Raw genomic sequence first — 17,541 nt, 5'->3', positions numbered from 1 at the left:
TTCCATGACCGCACGTCTGCTTGCCACCGTCTGTCTCGCTTGTCTCACCGCCGCCCCGGCGCTGGCCAACAAGGTCTTCGTGAGCAACGAGAGGGGCAACTCGGTAACCGTGCTCGACAGCGAGACGTGGGAAGTCCTGACCGAATTCGCCGCGGGCAACCGGCCGCGCGGGATCACCATCAGCCCCGATGGCTCGATGCTCTATGTCTGCGCCTCCGATGACGATCTGGTGCGGGTCTTCGACACCGACACCTACGAGGAAATCCACACGCTCCCCTCCGGCCCGGACCCGGAGCTCTTCATCCTGCACCCCGATGGCAACCCGCTCTACATCGCCAACGAGGACGATAACCTCGTGACCGTGGTCGACACCGAAACGCATCAGGTGCTGGCCGAGGTGCCCGTCGGCGTGGAGCCCGAGGGGATGGGGATCAGCCCCGACGCGCGCTTCGTGGTCAACACGTCGGAGACGACGAACATGGCTCATTTCATCGACACCGAGGACTTCCAGATCAAGTACAACGTGCTGGTCGATCAGCGCCCGCGCTACGCGCAATACAGCGCCGACGGCACCAAGCTGTTCGTGACCTCCGAGATCGGCGGCACGGTCTCGGTGATGGATATCGCCGAGGACGGCGCGCCGACGCTGGTCCACAAGATCAGCTTCGAGGTGCCCGGCGTGCTGCCCGAATGGCTCCAGCCGGTGGGCGCGAAGGTGACCTCGGACGGCAAGCTGCTTTTCGTCGCGCTCGGCCCGTCCAACCGCGTCGCGGTGGTGGATGCGGAAACCTATGAGGTGCTCGAATACATCATCGTCGGCCAGCGTGTCTGGCAGCTCGATTTCACACCGGATGAGAAATACCTTCTCACCACCAACGGCAATTCCAACGACATCACCGTGATCGATGTCGAGAAGCTCGAAGCCATCAAGTCCATCCAGGTCGGCGAACAGCCGTGGGGCGTCGTCGTGGCGCCGGACGCTTGACCAGCCAGTGACCCACCGAAGAAGGACCAGCCCATGAAAACCCTGCTTTCCGCCCTCGCCCTTGCCATCAGCGGCGGCGGCGCCGCCTCCGCCGCGCCGCTCTGCGACAACCTCGGCTTTGCCGGTCTGCTCGCGAGTTGCAACCGGGGCGAGCCGATCGAGCTGACCCTGGCCTCCGGCCAGCCGCTCTCGGAGGAGGGGACATACACGCTCCAGTCGGGCGCCTACTACAAGCTCATGATCACCGCGGATGGCTCGGCCGAGCTGGCGATCAGCGGGCCGTCCTTCTTTCGCGCGATCTGGATGAACGAGATCGTGATCAACCAAATCGAGATCCGGCCCATGGCCGTGGAAAGTCTCGAATTCGATGCCGCCGGGACCGCCGAAATCTCTTTCGTCGCGATCAAACCCGGCGCCCACGTGCTGCGGATCCCCGGCTCGACCGGGGAGTCTCAGATGGTGACGTTTCAAATCCAGTAACCCAACGTGAAGGGAGACCATTCACATGAAACGACTGCTTACAACCGCCGCCGCCTGCGGCATCGCCGCCTCGGCCGCCTTCGCCGCCCACCACGAGGTTTCCGAGGAGAAGGTCGAGATGATCATGGCCAAGCTCACGGAGATGAAATGCCAGATGGACGCCGATGACATCGAAGTGACCGACGAGGGCGGCTATGACCTCGATGATGTCATCTGCGAAGGTGGCAACCAGTTCGACATCGAGCTCGATGCCGAGATGAACGAAGTGAGCCGCCGCGCCGAATAATGAGCGCCGGGCCGGGGGGGCCGCTCGCACTTCCCCCCAGCCCGCCTCGCGCCAATGCGTCCGGGCGCGCCACCTTTTTGCATTGGGGAGAAACCCATGACGTTTCTGAAAGCCACCATCACAGCCCTGGCGCTTCTGGCCACACCGCTGGCCGCGCAGGACCAGCCACAGATCCGCGCCGCCGTTCTCAAGATCGGGACGGTGAACTGGGAGTTGAAAACCATCACCGACAACGGCTTCGACCATGACAATGGTTTCGAGCTCGTCGTCCAGCCCTACGCCGACAACGGCGCGACGCGCGTGGCGCTGGAGGGCGGAGAGGCGGACGTGGCCGTCGCCGACTGGATCTGGGTCGCGCGCCAGCGGGCCGCGGGCAAGGACTATGTTTTTATCCCCTATTCCAAGGCTGTCGGCGGCGTCGTGGTGCCCAAGGACAGCACGGCCAAGGACCTGACCGATCTGGAGGGCGGCAAGATCGGCATCGCCGGCGGGCCGGTCGACAAGAGCTGGCTCATCCTGCGCGCCTTTGCCGAACAGGAATACGGCATGGATCTCGCCGCAAGCACCGAACAGGTCTTCGGCGCGCCGCCGCTCATCTTCAAGAGCGGGGTGTCGGGAGAGACCGACGGGGCGATCAACTTCTGGCATTTCCTTGCCAAGATGAAGGCCGCGGGCATGCGCGAGCTTATCTCCGTGGAGGAGGCGACCGTCGCGCTTGGGCTTGACCCCGAGACGCCGCTTCTGGGCTATGTGCTCAAGGAAAGCTGGCTGGCCGAGAACCCCGGCATGGCCGAGGCGCTCTACGGCGCATCCCGCGATGCCAAGGAGCTTCTGGCGAGCTCGGACGAGGCTTGGGAGGCGATCCGCCCGATCATGAACGCCGGCAACGACGCCCAGTTCGAGACGCTCCGTACCGATTTCCGCGCCGGGATCCCGCAGCCGGGCGGCGTCGATGAGGCCGGGGCCGCGGCGCTTCTGGAACTCATGGCCGATCTTGGCGGTGCCGCGCTTGTCGGCGAGGCCACGACGCTCCCCGAGGGGCTCTTTGTCCCGCTCGACTGAGGCCGGCATGACGGGCCGCATCGGTGTTCCTGCGGTCTCGCTGGCGTCTCTCCTGCTCGTCTGGGTCGTTGCGGCGGCCCTGACGGCGGACCCCCAGATCCTGCCGCAACCGGGCGCGCTCGTCGCGCCGTTTCTGGCCGAGATGAGCGCGGGCACGCTGCCCTATCACCTCGGCCGGACGCTCCTGCGCGTGCTCTGGGCCTTTGCCCTCGCAATGGGTACGGGGCTGGTGCTGGGGCTGCTGATGGGCCGGTCGGCGCGGGTCAACCTCTGGCTTGACCCGTGGCTCGTGGTGTTTCTCAACCTGCCCGCGCTGGTGCTCATCGTGCTGTGCTATCTCTGGATCGGCCTCAACGAGACCGCCGCGATCATCGCCGTGACGCTCAACAAGATCCCCAACGTGACCACCGTGATCCGCGAGGGCGCGCGGGCGCTCAGCCCCGACCTCGACGCCATGGCCAAGGTCTACCGGATGCCGCTCGGCGCCCGGCTGCGCCATGTCATCCTGCCCCAGCTCGCCCCCTTCATCGCCGCCGCCGCCCGTTCGGGCATTGCCGTGATCTGGAAGATCGTGCTGGTGGTGGAATTCCTCGGGCGCTCCAACGGGATCGGCTTTCAGATCCACCTGTATTTTCAGCTCTTCGACGTCGGCATGGTGCTGATCTACGCGCTGAGCTTCATCGCGGTGATGCTGGCTTTCGAGTGGCTGTTCCTTCAGCCATGGGAGCGCCGGGCGCGCCGGTGGCGCGGCGCATGATCACGGTCGACATCAGGGCGAAATCCTTCGGCAAGACCCAGGTGCTCGGGCCGATTTCCTTTTCGGTCGAGACCGGCGAGACGCTGGCGATCCTTGGCCCGTCGGGCATCGGTAAATCGACGCTTCTACGGATCGTCGCCGGGATCGACACGCGCTTTGACGGGACGGTCCAGCGGCCCGGCAGCTGCGCCATCGTGTTTCAGGAGCCGACGCTCCTGCCGTGGCGCAGCGCGCTGCAGAACCTGTGCCTCGTGCATCCCGGGCTGGACGAGGCCGCCGCGCGCGAGGCGCTCGGCCGGGTCGGGCTCGGCGACAAGGCGGATCTCTTTCCCGGCCAGCTTTCGCTCGGCCAGCAGCGGCGCCTTGCCCTCGCGCGCGCCTTTGCCGGCGAGCCGGACCTGCTGATCATGGACGAGCCCTTCGTGTCGCTCGATGCCGAGACCGCCGAGACGATGCTCGCGCTGACCGAGGCGCTGCTGGCCGATGTCGCCCCCGCGGCGATTTTCGTCACCCACGCCCGCGCCGAGGCCGAGCGATTGGCCACCCGGATTATCGAGTTGCAGGGCGCTCCCGCCACTGTCAGGCTGGATCCGCAGCCGGGACAGGAGGAGGGCGATCCGCCGCATGACCGCGCTTGATGTCCGCGATGTGCGCTTTTCCTACGGGGAAAAGGAGGCGCTGAAGTCGGTGAGCTTTTCGCTGGAACCGGGGCGGTTCTGCGCGCTTCTGGGCCCCAATGGCGCAGGCAAATCAACGCTCTTTGCCCTCATGACCCGGCTTTTGGTGACCGGCGAGGGCCGCATCACGATCGCCGGCCATGACATCGCCCGCGCACCGCGCGCGGCGCTGGCGGCGATTGGGGTCGTCTTCCAGCAACCGACGCTCGATCTCGACATGACCGTGACGCGCAACATGCGCTATTTCGCGGCGCTGCATGGCATTTCCGGCCGCGACGCGCAGGCGCGGATCGACGCAGCGCTGGACCGGCTGTCGATGCGCGAACGCGCTGACGAGAAAGTCCGCGCCCTCAACGGCGGGCACCGGCGGCGGATGGAAATCGCCCGCGCGCTGATCCATCAGCCGCGCCTTCTGCTGCTCGACGAGCCGACCGTCGGGCTCGACACGGCCAGCCGCCGCGCGATCACCGACCACGTGCACGAGCTTGCAACGGGCGGGTTGACCGTCTTCTGGGCCACGCATCTGGTGGATGAGATTACGCCGGAGGACGAGGTCGTGGTCCTGCATCGCGGCGAGGTTCTGGCGCAGGACAGCGCCCGCAGCATCGCAGGGGGCCAGAGCCTGACCGACGCCTTCATGGCGATGACGGGGGCCGAGGCATGAGCGCCTATCTCATCGTCATGGGCGCGATCATCTCGCGCGAGATGCAGCGTTTCCTCAATCAGCGCGGCCGCTTCTTCGCCGCCCTCGTGCGCCCGCTTGTCTGGCTCTTGGTCTTTGCCGCCGGCTTTCGCGCCGCGCTTGGCCTGTCGATCATCCCGCCGTATCAGACCTATATCACCTACGAGGTCTACATCGTCCCGGGCCTGTGCGGCATGATCCAGCTCTTCAACGGGATGCAATCCTCGCTGAGCCTCGTCTACGATCAGGAGATGGGCTCGATGCGGCTCCTGCTGACCTCGCCGATGCCGCGCTGGTGGCTGCTTCTGTCCAAGCTTGCCGCCGGGGTCGCGGTCTCGCTGCTGCAGGTCTACGTCTTCCTCGCCATCGCCGCCGCGCTCGGGATCGACATGCCGCTCGCGGGCTACGCGCTGGCCCTGCCGGCGCTCATCGTCAGCGGGCTGATGCTCGGCGCGCTCGGGCTGTTGCTGTCATCCTATGTCAAGCAGCTGGAGAATTTCGCGGGGGTGATGAATTTTGTCATCTTCCCGATGTTCTTCCTCTCCTCGGCGCTCTACCCGTTGTGGAAAATGGCCGAAAGCTCGGCGCTCCTGCGTGATATCTGCGCCTTCAACCCCTTCACCCACGCGGTCGAGTTGATCCGTTTCGCCCTCTACGGCCAGTTCAACGGGCTCGCCCTTGCGGTTGTCTGCGGTGGGTTCGCGGTGTTTTTCCTTCTCGCCGTAAGGGGTTACGATCCGGCGCGCGGCCTCGCGAAGCGCCGGCACAGCGGCTAGACGGGCTGCTCCACGCCTCCCGATCCGGTCGCGACGCCGAAAAGTGAAAAAGTCAGGATTGACTTTCCCAAGCTTTTTGCTCAACTTCGGACATGTGAGCGACGAGTCGCATGATACGAAGAATGCCGGAAGCGGAACGGGCAGGCGTACACATGATCATCTGTCACTGTACTTCGATCACCGACAAGGAAATTCACGCCGCGGTTGAGTGGATGCGCTCCGCGGATCAGGACACGATCATTACCCCGGGGAAGGTCTATCGCGTCCTCGGGCGGAAACCCGATTGTGGCGGGTGCCTGAAACTTTTTGTGGACACCATGCGCCAAAGCTCTCATCTTGAAGTCCCGTTGGAGTTGCAAAACCTCCGCGGTCGAACAATTCAGGATGGAGAGTCACATGAAGGGCGACGCCAAGGTCATTGAGTATCTCAATGCCGCATTGCGCAGCGAACTGACCGCAATCAATCAATATTGGCTGCACTATCGCCTTCAGGCGGACTGGGGCTATGGCAAGATTGCTGCGAAGTCGCGCGAGGAGAGCATCGAAGAGATGCACCACGCCGACAAGATCATGGACCGTATCATCTTTCTCGAAGGGCATCCGAACCTTCAGAAGCTCGATCCGATCCGCACCGGTCAGAACCTCAAGGAATCGCTGGAAGCCGATCTCGCCGCCGAGCATGACGCCCGGACACTCTACATCGAGGCGCGGAAATATTGCGACGGTGTGGGGGATTTCACCACGAGCAAGATGTTCGAGGATCTGATCAAGGACGAGGAAGGGCATATCGATTACATCGAGACCCAGCTCGAACTTCTCGGCGCCATCGGCCCCGAACGCTACGGCCTGCTTCAGGCGACCTCCGCCGACGAAGCGGAGTGACGGGCGTGCGCGCGGTCCTGCCGGAGCGCGCGCCGTTTCACTTTGGGGACAGCCGGGCCATGAAGCGCCGGTCGATCCGGTCCTTCCAGCGCCAGACCCAAGCCCCGTCCAGCGTCAGACCGAAGCGCTGGCCGATGGCGCGGCGCTCGCCCATGGAAATCAGTTTCAGATAATCCGCCTGCGGATGGTAGCGCGCGAGGGCCTGCCCCGCGAGGGTACGGCGCAGATTGTCCAGCAAGACGGGCGCCTGGCGCACGGCGAAGACTCCGGCCTTGGGGCGCGGGCTTTCGGTCATCGCGGCGCAATCGCCGGTGGCGAAGATGCGCGGGTCGCTGGTTTGCAGGGTCGGGGCGATGCGCAAAAAGCCGTTCTCGTGCTCGAGCCCGGTCTTGGCGAGCCAGTCTTGCGGGGCCGCCCCCGCCGCGCCGATGGTGAGCTGCGCGGGGACCGTCTCGCCGCTCGTCAATGTGACGGCCTCGGCGCTGATATTCGCGACCTCGCAGTGTTCGCGCAAGCGGGTGCCCTGTCGGTCCAGCGCGGCGAGAAGCCGAGCGCGCGTGCGCGCACCGACCTCCGAAAGCGCGCGCGAGCGGTCGAGCACCGTCACGTCCGGCACGCCGGGCCGGGCGCGCAAGGCATGCCCCATCGCGAGGGCAAGCTCGATCCCGGCCACCCCGCCCCCGAGCACGACCACCGGCCCCTGCGCGCCCGCAGCGCACCAGTCGCGCCAGCGATCGGCGAAAGGGCCGAGCGGTTTGACCGGCACGGCGTGGTCGGCAAAACCGGGAATGCGTGGCATGTCCGAGCTGATGCCGACGTCAATCGCGCAGAGGTCGAAGGGCAGGGAGATCCCGTCTTCGCACGCCACCCGCCGCGCCACAGGATCGAGGGACAGCGCCCGCCCGATCACCAGCGTCGCCCCCGCGGCGCGGACCAGCGCGGCAAGGTCGATGTCGAGCATCGCGCGGCTGTAGTGCCCGGCCACATGGCCCGGCAGCATTCCCGAATAGGCCGCCGCCCTCCCGGGGTTCAGAAGTGTGATCTCGGCGCCGTCGAGTGGCCGATCGGCCAGCGCGCGCAGCACAAGCGCATGACAGTGCCCCCCGCCCACGAGCAGGACGCGGCAGGGATCATTCCCGGATCTCATCCGCCTTGACGCCCCAGAGCGCGGATTTGGGCGCCCATCCCTTGAAGCCCCCTGCTTCGATGCGGCACCAGAAGGGCTCGCAGGCGCCAAGCTGCGCCACCACGCCGCCTTCGAGCCGGGCCATGACGCGCGCGTCCTCTTCCGGTTTGGCCAACAGGTCGAGCATCTCGCTTGTGACGATCACGTAGCGCACCCCCGAGAGCAGCGCGTAATGCACCCAGCCGCCCGCGCCGTCGCGGTCGCGCACGCGCCGCCAGTGGCCATGTTCGGCGGTGATTTCCACCGGCAGGTTGCGCCGTTTGAAGACCCAGTCGATCCGGTGGGTGAGCGAGGGGCCCCGGCGCACGTTCGCCTCCGCCGCCTTGATCGAGACAAAGCGCGGCAGGGGCAGGTTCGTCACCGGGCCGCGGATGTCCTCCGCGCCCGCGCGCGCAAGGCCCAGACCGAGCGCAAACACCAGCAGGACGAGCGCCGCCCGCCCGAAGGTTGTTCGTGAAAGCGCCCGCATCCGCTGTCCGCTCATATCGCCTCATCGGGGATTTCGCCGAGGGGTTCTTGTGCCCCTTACAATCCTGCGCCACTGTGCCAGAAGCTGGGAGCCAAGGGAAGACGAGGGAGCGCCTTCATGCCAACCGAAAGATTGAGTGTTGTCGTGACGCGACGCTTGCCGGAGCTTGTCGAAACCCGGATGTCGGAGCTCTTCGACGTCGCCCTGCGGGAAGACGACACGCCGATGACCCGGGCGGAACTGGCCGAGGCGATGAAGGGCTGTGACGTGTTGGTGCCGACCCTGACGGACCGGGTCGATGCGGCGATGATCGCCGGTGCGGGAGACCGGCTCAAGCTCATTGCGAATTACGGCGCGGGGATCGATCATATCGACGTGGCCACCGCCCGCCAGCGCGGAATTCTCGTCTCCAATACGCCCGGCGTCGTGACCGAGGACACCGCCGACATGACCATGGCGCTCATCCTCGCGGTCACGCGGCGCATCCCCGAAGGGCTCGCGCTGACGCAAAGCGGCGGCTGGTCCGGCTGGTCGCCCACGGCCCTGCTCGGCGGGCGCGTCGGCGGGCGCCGGCTCGGTATCCTGGGGCTCGGGCGCATCGGTCAGGCGGTCGCGCGGCGGGCCAAGGCCTTCGGGATGCAGATCCACTACCACAATCGCCGCCGGTTGCGCCCCGAGATCGAAACCGAGCTGGAGGCCACCTACTGGGAGAGCCTCGACCAGATGATCGCCCGCATGGATATCGTCAGCGTCAACTGCCCCCACACCCCTTCGACCTTCCATTTGCTCAACGCGCGGCGCCTGCGGCTGATGAAACCCACGGCGGTGGTCGTCAACACCTCCCGCGGGGAAGTCATCGACGAAAACGCGCTGGTGCGGCTGTTGCAGGACGGCGGCATCGCCGGGGCGGGGCTCGATGTTTTCGAGCGCGGCGCCGAGATCAACCCCGCCCTGCGCAATCTCAACAACGTCGTGCTGCTGCCGCACATGGGCTCGGCCACGCGCGAGGGGCGGATCGAGATGGGCGAGAAGGTCCTGCTCAACATCAAGACCTTCGCCGATGGCCACCGCCCTCCGGATCAGGTCGTCCCGTCGATGCTCTAGCGGCAAAGCCGGGGCCTGTCCGTTCGGGCGGTTGACGCATGGGTAAGCTGTGGTACCCTCAATCGCATTGTTTAATGAGATTGAGGGGGGTGTCATGCCGACACGCAAACAGGCGGTTCTGATCGTCCACGGCATGGGCGAACAGGTGCCCATGCAAACCTTGCGCAGCTTCGTCAACGCGGTCTGGTCCTCGGACATGGACCTGATCTCGACCGAGATCCCCGATGCCGAGACCGGCGAGAGCCCGCGCCAGAAGAACACCGTCTGGTCCAAGCCCGACCCGGCGCTGGAGAGCTTCGAGCTGCGGCGCATCACCACCGAGCGGACGCGCAACAACTGGCGCGCCGATTTCTACGAATTCTACTGGGCCCACCTGATGCAGGGGACGCAATGGCAACACGTCTTCCCGTGGCTTTTCGGCCTGTTGTGGCGCAACCCGATGACCCGCGTGCCGCGCCCGGTGCGGCTTGCCTGGGTGCTCTTGTGGATCATCGTGCTGCTCTCGGCCTTTCTCGCCGCCTGGGTGGCCTTTCCGCAGTTCAAGGAATGGGTCGCCGGCTGGCTCCCGGTCGATGACGGCTTCGCCGAGTTCTGGGGCGGCTGGATCGTGACGGCGGTGCTGCTGGTCATCTTCACGCTGATGCGAAGTATCCTGCTCAACCGGTTCGGCGACGTGGCGCGCTATGTCATGGCCACGCCCTCCAACGTCGCCCGGCGACAGGAGATCCGCGAAAACGGCGTCGGTCTGCTCAAGCGGCTGATCGACAGCGGGGAATACGAGCGCATCGTGGTCGCCGCCCATTCGCTCGGCACCATCGTCGCGCTCGACATCCTCAACCACTGTTTCGCGCTCTACAACAAGAGCTTCGATCCCGAGAAGATCGGGCCGCAGCCGGAGCGGGCCAAGCTCGAACAGATGGTCCGGATCGAGCTCGGGCTGGAGGAGGGCGAGGGGCCGGAGGATTTCCTCGCCGCCTATCAGGCGCAGCAGCGCAAGGCGCAGAAGGAGCTCAACGAGCAGGGCCACCCCTGGACCGTCACCGATTTCATCACCATGGGCTCGCCGCTCACCCATTCGGAATTTCTCATCGCCCGCGATCATGCCGAGCTGCGCGAAATGCAACAGCGCCGCGTCCTGCCCTCCTGCCCGCCGGTGCTGGAATATGACGCCAAGACCGGGTTCCGCCACTGGACCTATCGTTCGCAGGTGGTCGGCGATGTCGGCAACCGCTACGAGGCCGAGGCGCCCCGTTGCCCCCACCACAGCGCGGTTTTCGGCTATACCTGCTGGACGAATTTTTACTCGCCGCACAGCTTTGTGGTGAAGGGCGATCTGATCTCGGGCCCAGTGGCCCGCCCCTTCGCGCTCGATCGCGGCGACAAGAGCGTCTCCGGCGTGCGCGACCTGCCCGTCCTGAACGAGGGGCTGGTGACGCACAACAACTACTGGAACTGCGATTGCCGCCTCAGCACCGATACGGGCGACACGCCCCACCACGTCCGGGAGTTGCGCAAGACGCTCAACCTCAACGCGGAATGACGCCTGCGGCCGTGTGGGGGCTGGCCCCGCGCGCGCCGCTGCGCTACCCCGGTCGCAACACGGGCAGGGGGACAGATGCAGCGCAAGACGGTAAGCCAATGGCAACGGGTGCTCCGCCCCGCTCTGGCGCGGCTCGCCCCGGACCTGCTCTCCGATCTGGACAGCGCCGAGGCCGCCGCGCTCGCCCTGCGCGCCGCGCCGCGTCTTGAGGCGCCAGCCCGTGTGACCTTCGTCATCCCGCTGGTCGGTCGCGCCGTGATCGCCGATTGGGAGCAGGTCGTCGCCCGGCTGCGGGATACGGTCGAGAGCCTCCTGCACCAGTCCGATCCGCGCTGGCAGGCCATCATCTGCTGCGAGGACACGCCGGACCTGCCCTGGTCGGATCAGCTGCGCCACCTTCCCTACATCAAGCACGACGACGGGTTCGACAAATGGGACAAGCTCCGCCACCTGGTGGACGCCGCCTGCGCCCGCGGAGGGCCGGGCTATCTCATGCCCTTCGACGCAGATGATCTGGCCCACCCCGACCTCGTGAGGGATATGCTGCGCGGCGCCTCCCCGACGGGCTACCTCATGACCAGCGGCTATCTCTACGATGTCTCCGGCCGCCGCCTCGCCCGGGCCGAACCCCGCTCCCTCCGCCGGCCCCGCCAGAAGGCGTTCTGGAAGCTCTGCGGCTCCTGCGCCGCCTTCCCGCTCCTGCCCGGCGATCCGCTCCACGCGGCGTTCCTGCAGGGCGCGGTCAGCTACGAGCACCGCATGTTCGAATATCTCGCCCGCCTCTCGGGCCGGCCGCTCGCACCAGAGGCCGAGCCGCGCGTCACCTACATGACCAACCACGGCAACAATTTCAGCAAACTGCGCGGGCGGGGCGATTTCAAATCGCGGCTGATCTCCCGCTACGAGATCACCGACACCGCCGCGCTCGACCGCTTCGCCGCGGCCTTCCCCATGGCCGCAGACCCCGGTTCCTGATCCAACCCGCGCCAGACGCGCCAACCCGAGCGCCAGCCCCGCACGGGGCAGGCGCGAGAGATGTCGTGCGCCGCAAGGCGCGCATCTGGACCAAATGGCTCAGCTCAATTCGCCATGGATGGCGAATTGTTCCAGCCCGGCATCGCTCGGCTCGATCGCACGGAAGCTCTCCCGCACACCGCTTTGCGTGAGCTCGCGGGCCACGGTCAGCAAGGTGTTCGGGTCATGATCGGCGCATAGCTCGACCATGTAGCCGAGCTCGTCCCGCGCCACGGGGCGTGCGGCCGCGATATCCGGCGCGCCGTAATGCGAGACGAAATGCGCCGCCAGCGCATCGACCAGCTCGTCGAACTCCGCCCCTTCGATCTGTGTCACCGCAACGAAGGTCACGCGCCCGAAGGTCTCCAGCCCGAGCCAGCCGTTGGCAAAGGCCTGCCGCGCCTTGCCCTCCAGATCGGCCTCGCCCCAGTCGGAAAACTCGAACCCGCCAGAGATGCACCATTCCCCCGTCCGGGCGTGAATGTGGAACACCCGCGTGTCGCTTTCGTCAAAATGGATCGCACGCGCCAGTTTCATGTCGCTTCCTCCAGAAGCTCGGTGAGGGGGATGCTGTGGGTTCGCTCCGCGTCGCGCAGAAGCATCGCAAAGCGCTCGTCGATCCCGAGGAATGTTCCGGATCGCCCGGATTGCGTGACAGTCTCCGAAAGCCCGTGCAGGAGCCCCGTCCATTGATCGTGAACGGCGCGGACTTCCCCGGCGTCCCAGCGAGACAGCCACAGGTAGCTGTGCCGGATCCAGGCTTCGAGAAGCGCCAGCGGGTCCACGTCGCCGCAGCCTTCCGCGTGAAGCGCGGTGCGGTCGGGGTCCTCGCCGCCCTGGTCCGGGCTCTGCGGCAGGATATCGAGCGTGAGGCCGATGACCAGCCAGCCGGGGATCGCTTCGGCCTCCCGCGTGTCGGACCAGAGCCGGAGCCCGCCGCAGCGCGCGCCGTTGATGCGAATCGCCCCGGCCCACTCAAGGTGCACCGCAACCTCCGGCGGGGACAGCGCGCCAAGCGCGTTTTGAAACCCGATCCCCGCCACCGGGAGCATCGCGGCCGCCTCGCCCAGCGGCACATCCGGCGCAAGCACCAGCGCGGCCTCGAGCCGCCCCGCCGCCCCGCCATAGGTGACAAGCCCCGCCTCGCACCCCTGCGCCGCCGCATCCCGCGCCGCGGCAAAGGGGTCGGCCCCGCGCGCGACCTCGTGCCCGTGAAACAGGGGCGGAAACTGCGGCGCGGGCTGGCTCATACGACGCCCATCGCCACCAGCTTGAGCGCGATGTCGCGGAAGGCCTTGGCCTGCGGGCTGTCGGGGTTGGAGACGACGATCGGCGCGCCGCCATCGGCCGCGGTCCGGATGTCGAGATGCAGCGGGATCTCCCCCAGCAGCGGCGCGCCGATGGTCTCGGCCTCCCGCGCGACGCCACCATGGCCGAAAATGTGCTCCTCGTGGCCACAGTTGGAGCAGATATGCGTGCTCATGTTCTCGATCATCCCGAGGATCGGCGTCCCCAGCTGGTTGAACATGTCGATGCCCTTGCGCGCGTCGATCAGCGCCACGTCCTGCGGCGTCGAGACGATCACCGCCCCGTCGATCTGGGCCTTCTGCGCCAGCGTCATCCCCACGTCGCCCGTCCCCGGCGGAAGGTCCACCAGCAGCACATCAAGCTCGCCCCACTGCACCTGCATCAACATCTGTTGCAACGCGCCGATCAGCATCGGGCCGCGCCAGACGACGGCCTGACCCTCGTTGACCATGAGCCCGAGCGACATCATCGTCACCCCGTGGTTGCGCAGCGGCAGAATCGTCTTGCCATCCGGGCTCGCCGGGCGGCCCGAGACCCCGAGCATCCGCGGCTGCGACGGGCCGTAGACATCGGCATCCAGAAGCCCAACGCGCTTGCCCTCGGCGGCGAGCGCACAGGCGAGGTTGGCCGACACGGTTGATTTCCCGACCCCGCCCTTGCCCGAGGCGATGGCGACGATATGCGCCACGCCGGGGATCTTCTGCGGCCCCTGCGGCTCGGCCTTCTTGCGCGGTTTGAGATCCGGCGGAGACTTGGGCGTGGCATGGGCGGTCATGACGACCGAGACAGAGCCGACGCCCTCCAGCGCCCTGGTGCGGGCTTCGGCCTCTGCGCGCACCGATTCCATCGCCTCGGCCTTGGCCGGGTCGATCTCGAGCACGAACCGGGTGTTGCCGGCGTCATCGACATTGAGCGCCCGCACGATCCCCGCGGCGACGATGTCCGATCCGCTGACCGGATCGGTGATGTCCTTCAGCGCCGCGAGCACATCTTCTCGTTTGACGGTCACGTCAGTCCTGCCCCGCGATCTTGCCGGTCACCACATGCTCAAGATCGAGCCCGTCCACCGTCAGCACGACCTTGGCCTCGAAACTCTTGCCCCCGGTCTCGCCCTTGGCGCGCATCGCCTCTTCGATCTTCTGCTGCGAGGTGACTCCCACCTGCTTGAGAAACTTCCGCATCGACATGTTGAAATCGTCGCTCATGGCGTGTCGTCCTTTCGGTTGCGCCGGTCCCGTGTCCCGGCGTTGACGCGTGCCCCTGGCCCGCTCTAGGCTGCACTATGATCTGTTGGCCCGCGCAGTTCAAACGCCTTGCGGCCGTCCTGCTGTGGCTTGTCGTCGCCGCGCCCTGTGCGGCCGCAAGCGAGCGGGATTTCCGCCTCGCCGTGCCCGCCGCTCTGGAGGGCAGCGGGCTGCTGAGCCACCTCCTGCCCCGGTTTTCGCTGAAGATGGCCACCCGCGTGAGCGTGGTGCCGGAGGGTGAGGCGGCCGAGGCCGCGCTTCGGCTCGCGCCGGAGGGCCCCGCGGTCTTCACCGGCCCCGCCGGAACATGGCACCTCGCCGCAATGGCGCCCGATCACGGCGGCGTCGCGCGCTTTCGCGACTGGCTCGCCTCCGAGGCCGGCCACCGCGCGCTCGCGGCCTACACCGTCGATGGCGTGACGCTCTATGTCCCGCCGGCCTTGCGCCGCGTGGCCCGGGCGGAGGAGGTCATCGACGGCGACGCCGAGGCCGGGCGCGCGCTTGCCCTGACCCATTGCGGCCGCTGCCACGTGGTCGATCGGGCGGACCGGCTCAACGCGCTCGGCTCGACGCCCTCGTTCGAGATTCTGCGGGGCCTGCCCGATTGGGAAGAGCGGTTCGCCGGGTTCTTCGCGCGCAACCCGCATCCCGCTTTCACCCAGATCCCCTCCGTGACGGCGCCTTTCGCCATCGACCTGCCGCCGCCGATCGTCCCGCTGGAGATCACCGTGGAGGATCTCGGCGCGATTCTGGCCTATGTGGCGGGGATGACCCCACCCGATCTTGGCGCTCCGTTGCAAGTTCAGTGATCCTTGCGGGCCGAGAGGTAATCGTCGGTGGTGCGCGGACGGGGGCGCTCGCCGCCCGAGAGCGGTGCGGCGGTGCTGTGATACTGGGTCTTGATGCGGCAATCGTCGCACATCTGGATCAGCCGCGAGGTGTCGCTCGTGCCGAACATGCTATGCTTGCCGGCGAGCTTGTCGAGGATGCGCTCCACCGTGGAGGCAACGCCGAAGAGCGCGCCGCATTCGATGCAGGCGAAGGGCTCTTCCTCATTCAGCACGCGCTGTGAGAAGGCCGCGTCGGTGAGGTCCATCCGCGGCTCCAGCGCGATCGCATCCTCGGGGCAGATCGTGGCGCAGAGGCCGCATTGCAGGCAGGCGTCCTCCTGAAACAGCAACTGCGGCTTGTCGGGGTTGTCGCCGAGCGCGCCGGAGGGGCAGAGCGAGACACAGGCAAGGCACAGGGTGCAGGCCTCGGTATCGACCAGCACCGCGCCATAGGGCGCGCCCTCGGGGAGGGGGAGCTGCTCGGCCTCGGGGGCGACGGCCTTGGCGGCGAGCCGCGTGACCTGGCGGCGCGTGCCCATCGGCAGGACGGGCCGGGAGACGGGGGCGGGGACGGGGCGGTCGAAAAGCGCATCGCTCAGCGCGTCCGGGTCGGTGAGGTCCAGCAGCCGCAGCCGCCCCGGTCCGGCAAGAGATTCGGCCAGTGCCAGCTCGCGGATCGGCGCCTCGCGTTCGGCCCGTGGCGGCAGAAGGACATCCACCGCGGCAAAGCCGCAGGCCAGCGCGGCCATCATTTCGGCATGGCCGAAGCCGCCAATCGCCGTGACCTCCATCGGAATCACATCGGCGGGCAGGCCCCGCCCGTAGCGCGCGGCGAAACGGATCATCTCGGGCCCGTGGGTGGCATCGGTGACCAGCAGGCGCGGCGCCGCGCCGCCGGCCTTGCGGAAGGCCTCGCCAAGTGTGCGCAACCGGCGGAAGATCAGGTCCACGGGCGGCGCGTCGTAGCTGATCGCGCCGGACGGGCAGACCGCGCTGCACGCGCCGCAGCCCGCGCAGATCATCGGATCGACCGTGACATGCTCGCCCGCCGGCGTGATCGCCCCGGTGGGGCAGATGTCGAGACAGTTGCTACAGGCCGTCTGGCCCGCGCGGGAATGGGCGCACAGCAGCGGCTCGGTCCGCACGTAGAGCGGTTTTTCGAAGGTGCCGGTGAGTTGCACTGCCTCCAGAGCCAGCTCGGTCAGCGCCCCGGGCCGCCCGGGATCGGCCCTGAGGTAACCTTCGCGCTTTTCCGGGGCGGGGACGAAGGCCCGCTCGCGCCCCAGATCGATGACGATATCACAGTCCGAGTGCCCGCCGTCGCGCGGCGGCGAGAGCACCGGCGCACCGCGCCCGCCCGGGATGATCTGTTGCAGCCCGTCGATCGCGACCTTGAACCCGCCAAGCGCGCCGTTGATCGCGCGCATCCGGCCCACGAGAAGATCGAACTCCGCGCCGACCGGCAGCGCCTCCGGGTCCGACAGCAGCACTGTCACGCTCAGATGTGACGCAAGTTGCGCGGCGAGGTCGAGCGCGTGGGAATCACTCCCGAAGATCAGGCAGATCCCTTCGGAGATCACATCGACCGAGCGCGCGACCGGCGCCTCAAGCATCCCCTCGGCGGCAAGGGCGGCCATCTTCGGCGCGGTATCGGCGGTATCTTCCGTCCAGCCCGCGCGGTCGCGCAGGTCGAGGAACTCAGGCGCCTCGGCGCCGATCTCCTCGGCCAGCTCTTCGAATCGCGCCTGTTCCTGCCCGCAGCAGATGATCGCGTCACCCGCTTCGATCGCCTCGGCGGCCACGTCGGTCTGCGCGCCGCAGAGATGGCGATACACCTTCGAACAGGGCAGGCTGGTGGCTGTTTCGAGCGCCGCGGCGTCTATCGCCTGCGAGTCGAGGCAATTGCAAAGTATGAGTCGCTTGGGCATCCGGCTCCCCTGACAGTCGCGCCGGAGGGCGGGCGGCTGTGATCCTTGGCTTGCCGCCCATGCTATGCAGGATCGAAAGCGAGGTAAACTCAGAAAACGTTTGCACAATCCTGCCGTTGCGCAACCCGTGGTGGAGCGTGCGCGCAAGGGGCCCGCGGCGTCTCCGATCTGTCCGCCGCCCTATTCCCGACTGTTTTCATTATGTTTTTCGTTCACCGGAAATTACTGATCCTGCAGAATTTTGCTTGGATAATCGCGAGATTTGCTCCACCATTGGGCGAAGATAAACGATATCAAGGCCGGGGAGGCTCCGTGGCCCAAGAGGCGCGAA

At 67.0% G+C, this 17,541-nt stretch carries 21 protein-coding genes; 14 read left to right on the top strand and 7 right to left on the bottom strand.

Translation table 11 applies throughout. The annotated features are described in order from the left end of the window. Positions 1-4: 4 nt before the first annotated feature. The 10 genes from BM353_RS03320 (at position 5) to bfr (ending at position 6,587) form a co-directional block, all read left to right on the top strand. Entirely contained in the window at positions 5-985 is a 981-nt protein-coding gene (locus BM353_RS03320) for a YVTN family beta-propeller repeat protein (protein WP_092076634.1), read from the top strand. A gap of 33 nt (positions 986-1,018) precedes the next feature. Further along, positions 1,019-1,465 carry a cupredoxin domain-containing protein gene (locus BM353_RS03315; protein ID WP_092076632.1) on the top strand — a complete coding sequence of 149 codons (447 nt, stop codon included), beginning with the start codon at positions 1,019-1,021 and terminating at the stop codon, positions 1,463-1,465. A 25-nt stretch (positions 1,466-1,490) separates the two neighbouring features. After that, a complete protein-coding gene (locus BM353_RS03310; RefSeq protein WP_092076630.1) occupies positions 1,491-1,751 on the top strand; it encodes a PepSY domain-containing protein in 261 nt (86 codons plus the stop codon). A gap of 96 nt (positions 1,752-1,847) precedes the next feature. Continuing rightward, positions 1,848-2,813 carry an ABC transporter substrate-binding protein gene (locus BM353_RS03305; RefSeq protein ID WP_092076628.1) on the top strand — a complete coding sequence of 322 codons (966 nt, stop codon included), beginning with the start codon at positions 1,848-1,850 and terminating at the stop codon, positions 2,811-2,813. A 7-nt stretch (positions 2,814-2,820) separates the two neighbouring features. Continuing rightward, complete coding sequence (locus BM353_RS03300) at positions 2,821-3,570, top strand: ABC transporter permease (RefSeq protein ID WP_092076626.1); 750 nt, start codon at positions 2,821-2,823, stop codon at positions 3,568-3,570. Then, positions 3,567-4,208, top strand: a complete 642-nt coding sequence (locus BM353_RS03295; protein ID WP_092077502.1) for an ABC transporter ATP-binding protein — start codon at positions 3,567-3,569, stop codon at positions 4,206-4,208. Before BM353_RS03300 ends, BM353_RS03295 begins: the two co-directional genes overlap by 4 nt. Beyond that, positions 4,195-4,911 (top strand): ABC transporter ATP-binding protein, encoded by a 717-nt coding sequence (locus BM353_RS03290; RefSeq protein WP_092076624.1) that lies wholly within the window; start codon positions 4,195-4,197, stop codon positions 4,909-4,911. Before BM353_RS03295 ends, BM353_RS03290 begins: the two co-directional genes overlap by 14 nt. Then, a complete protein-coding gene (locus BM353_RS03285) occupies positions 4,908-5,705 on the top strand; it encodes an ABC transporter permease (RefSeq protein WP_092076622.1) in 798 nt (265 codons plus the stop codon). The genes BM353_RS03290 and BM353_RS03285 overlap by 4 nt, the downstream gene beginning before the upstream one ends. Before the next feature lie 110 nt (positions 5,706-5,815). Further along, on the top strand, positions 5,816-6,127 hold the full coding sequence (locus BM353_RS03280) for a (2Fe-2S)-binding protein (RefSeq protein ID WP_342742201.1): 312 nt from the start codon (positions 5,816-5,818) through the stop codon (positions 6,125-6,127). After that, a complete protein-coding gene (gene bfr / locus BM353_RS03275) occupies positions 6,102-6,587 on the top strand; it encodes a bacterioferritin (protein ID WP_092076620.1) in 486 nt (161 codons plus the stop codon). Before BM353_RS03280 ends, bfr begins: the two co-directional genes overlap by 26 nt. A gap of 37 nt (positions 6,588-6,624) precedes the next feature. Here the strand turns inward: bfr and BM353_RS03270 are convergent, their stop codons facing one another. Then, entirely contained in the window at positions 6,625-7,734 is a 1,110-nt protein-coding gene (locus BM353_RS03270) for an FAD-dependent oxidoreductase (protein ID WP_092076618.1), read from the bottom strand. Further along, positions 7,718-8,257, bottom strand: coding sequence for an SH3 domain-containing protein (locus BM353_RS03265; protein WP_245759545.1), 540 nt, complete (start codon positions 8,255-8,257; stop codon positions 7,718-7,720). The genes BM353_RS03270 and BM353_RS03265 overlap by 17 nt, the downstream gene beginning before the upstream one ends. Before the next feature lie 102 nt (positions 8,258-8,359). On the opposite strand from BM353_RS03265, the gene BM353_RS03260 reads away from it, so the two are divergent. The 3 genes from BM353_RS03260 (at position 8,360) to BM353_RS03250 (ending at position 11,861) form a co-directional block, all read left to right on the top strand. Next, positions 8,360-9,346 (top strand): 2-hydroxyacid dehydrogenase, encoded by a 987-nt coding sequence (locus tag BM353_RS03260; RefSeq protein WP_092076614.1) that lies wholly within the window; start codon positions 8,360-8,362, stop codon positions 9,344-9,346. Between the two features lie 94 nt (positions 9,347-9,440). After that, a complete protein-coding gene (locus BM353_RS03255) occupies positions 9,441-10,886 on the top strand; it encodes a hypothetical protein (RefSeq protein ID WP_092076612.1) in 1,446 nt (481 codons plus the stop codon). A 75-nt stretch (positions 10,887-10,961) separates the two neighbouring features. Continuing rightward, positions 10,962-11,861 carry a glycosyltransferase family A protein gene (locus BM353_RS03250; RefSeq protein ID WP_143104090.1) on the top strand — a complete coding sequence of 300 codons (900 nt, stop codon included), beginning with the start codon at positions 10,962-10,964 and terminating at the stop codon, positions 11,859-11,861. Between the two features lie 99 nt (positions 11,862-11,960). Here the strand turns inward: BM353_RS03250 and BM353_RS03245 are convergent, their stop codons facing one another. The 4 genes from BM353_RS03245 to BM353_RS03230 are packed head-to-tail and all read right to left on the bottom strand — an operon-like array spanning position 11,961 to position 14,413. Beyond that, positions 11,961-12,437, bottom strand: a complete 477-nt coding sequence (locus tag BM353_RS03245; protein ID WP_092076608.1) for a DUF6505 family protein — start codon at positions 12,435-12,437, stop codon at positions 11,961-11,963. Then, the gene (locus tag BM353_RS03240) at positions 12,434-13,150 is read right to left on the bottom strand and encodes a biotin/lipoate--protein ligase family protein (protein WP_092076606.1); all 717 of its coding nucleotides are present in this window, start codon (positions 13,148-13,150) and stop codon (positions 12,434-12,436) included. The genes BM353_RS03245 and BM353_RS03240 overlap by 4 nt, the downstream gene beginning before the upstream one ends. Next, positions 13,147-14,217 (bottom strand): Mrp/NBP35 family ATP-binding protein, encoded by a 1,071-nt coding sequence (locus BM353_RS03235; protein WP_092076604.1) that lies wholly within the window; start codon positions 14,215-14,217, stop codon positions 13,147-13,149. The genes BM353_RS03240 and BM353_RS03235 overlap by 4 nt, the downstream gene beginning before the upstream one ends. A 1-nt stretch (position 14,218) precedes the next feature. Beyond that, entirely contained in the window at positions 14,219-14,413 is a 195-nt protein-coding gene (locus BM353_RS03230) for a DUF6494 family protein (protein ID WP_092076602.1), read from the bottom strand. A 77-nt stretch (positions 14,414-14,490) separates the two neighbouring features. On the opposite strand from BM353_RS03230, the gene BM353_RS03225 reads away from it, so the two are divergent. Further along, positions 14,491-15,261 (top strand): c-type cytochrome, encoded by a 771-nt coding sequence (locus tag BM353_RS03225; protein WP_092076600.1) that lies wholly within the window; start codon positions 14,491-14,493, stop codon positions 15,259-15,261. Here BM353_RS03225 and BM353_RS03220 read toward each other — a convergent pair. After that, positions 15,255-17,210 (bottom strand): 4Fe-4S binding protein, encoded by a 1,956-nt coding sequence (locus BM353_RS03220; RefSeq protein ID WP_092076598.1) that lies wholly within the window; start codon positions 17,208-17,210, stop codon positions 15,255-15,257. The two genes, BM353_RS03225 and BM353_RS03220, sit on opposite strands and share 7 nt — an antisense overlap. Positions 17,211-17,541 lie beyond the last annotated feature (331 nt).

The sequence above is a fragment of the Poseidonocella sedimentorum genome, assembly GCF_900116005.1.
Classification (GTDB): domain Bacteria; phylum Pseudomonadota; class Alphaproteobacteria; order Rhodobacterales; family Rhodobacteraceae; genus Poseidonocella; species Poseidonocella sedimentorum.
Note: the sequence above shows the minus strand (reverse complement) of the source record. Positions and strands in the feature narration are given on the sequence as shown.